At 58.7% G+C, this 1,684-nt stretch carries 2 protein-coding genes and 1 pseudogene; 1 reads left to right on the forward strand and 2 read right to left on the reverse strand.

The window, feature by feature from the left end; translation table 11 throughout:
* Together Q1X90_RS06855 and Q1X90_RS06860 are read right to left on the reverse strand one after the other, a co-directional pair.
* The coding region (locus tag Q1X90_RS06855; protein WP_300768413.1) for an alpha/beta hydrolase at positions 1-282 on the reverse strand (282 nt) is incomplete at its 3' end.
* Positions 283-330: 48 nt separating this feature from the next.
* The gene (locus tag Q1X90_RS06860; protein ID WP_300768415.1) at positions 331-501 is read right to left on the reverse strand and encodes a hypothetical protein; all 171 of its coding nucleotides are present in this window, start codon (positions 499-501) and stop codon (positions 331-333) included.
* A gap of 417 nt (positions 502-918) precedes the next feature.
* Between Q1X90_RS06860 and Q1X90_RS06865 the strand changes: the two are divergent.
* Positions 919-1,684, forward strand: a pseudogene (locus Q1X90_RS06865) (chemotaxis protein); the annotation flags it as partial.

Here is a 1,684-nt window from a genome sequence, read left to right on the forward strand (position 1 = left end):
ATGGGACACCATCTCTCCCATCTGGATCACCGGGGCGGGATACTTTCCATAGGGAGCGTAGTCGTAGTTCATGGCTATGACCGCGTAGCCCCGACTTACCATCATGGTCGCGTAGGCCGTCATCCCCGATTTGTCGCCGGCGATGAATCCTCCGCCATGTGCCCAGACGATCACCGGCAGCGTGGAGGACTGTCGTTCCGTGGGCTCGTACAGGTCGAAGGTGTTGCGGCCGTAGCTCGAAGGATAGGTGAGATTCCTGACGACCGTGACCTTCCGCCGCATGGACGCGTATCCGCTGGTCGTGGTGAGTTCCTGCTCGCGGAAGGCGTTTCACAGAAGGAGGATCGATGGCGTGGGACTGAGCGTGAACCAGACGGTGACAAGAACCATGGAGGTGGCGATGATCAGGATGAGCGTGAGTCCAAGGCGCCGGAGACGATCACGTAGTCGTTGGAGGATGCTGCGGTCGGATTGCGTCGTCGTTCCGCGTGATGAGGCCATGCCGTCATGCTAGCCGTGGCCGTGTCCTGGCTTTCATGATTCCTTCACGTTGATGGGCATATCATGTCACTATTGGGTATAGTCGATGACGATGGGGTGGTACGCCGTGCGAGGACGACATTGCTCGGTGCCGATGTGCGATCGGCCCGCTGAGGAGTTCTGGGACACCGTTCATCGGAGCTCTTCGATTGATGGGGAGTCTCCCGCGACGCTTCCGGTGTGCCGGTTGCATTCATGGATTCTTTCCAATGGCGGGGATTTGTCGTTGAGATACCGCGGCTGATTTTTCGTGTTACGGCGGGGCGGCTTGCTATGCCCACGACGGACTGTGATGATGGTGGCCATAAGGATCATCAGGAGCGCGACGATCTGTGCCATGAATGCTGAAGGCGTGGTTGTGGGGAGAAAGAGGAATTGATGGCTAGACACGTTATGGCGCATGGTGCGACGCAGAAGCCGCAGGGGAAACGACTGTGGCCGTGGGTTCTCGGCATTGTGGGCGTCTGTCTTCTCGCGCTGGTGGCCGTGGGCGGCGTGGCGTCATGGAAGCTCTACAACCAGGCACTGTCGGTGAAGGACCACGAGACCAAAGCGTTGAAGTCGTTGGAATCCGTGTCGTCCCTCTCGTCCTCGCAGAAGATGTCCACAATCAAGGTGAGCATCTCATCCGCGAAAAACGATACGGCCAAGGCTAATGAGATAGCGCATGGTCGTTTGTGGAACATTGCGGCGCGGATTCCGGTGATCGGGAACGATGTGGCCACGGTCCAGGGAATGACCGCCGTGATGTCGAATGTGGTCGGAAGCACCGTGCCGCGACTGGTCGACGTGGTGGAATCCCTTCAGACATCGAATCTGAGCACGGGGGACGCGGCCATCAACCTCACCCCCATCCTGTCGTCGCAGAAGGAGATGTCGTCGATCAGTTCCGCCTTGGTCAAACAGGTCGATGCCTATGACGCACTGAGCACGCCACGGACATCCAAAGTGAGAACGGTGTATCTGTCCGGCAAGACCTCGCTGGCATCGCTCGAAAAGTCGGTGACGAGCCTGACCAATGGGTTCCAGATCCTTCCCGATTTCCTCGGGGCCGACGGAGCAAAAACATACGCGGTGATGGCCATGACGACATCCGAGGCCCGATCATCCGGTGGCCTCATCGGATCAGTCGGGGAGATGAAGA

This window comes from uncultured Bifidobacterium sp., from assembly GCF_949292005.1.
Lineage (GTDB): Bacteria > Actinomycetota > Actinomycetes > Actinomycetales > Bifidobacteriaceae > Bifidobacterium.

Excerpts from the sequence above, each read along its gene's own strand:
- Q1X90_RS06860 (WP_300768415.1), bottom strand. The coding sequence starts at position 501 with ATGGCCTCATCACGCGGAACGACGACGCAATCCGACCGCAGCATCCTC.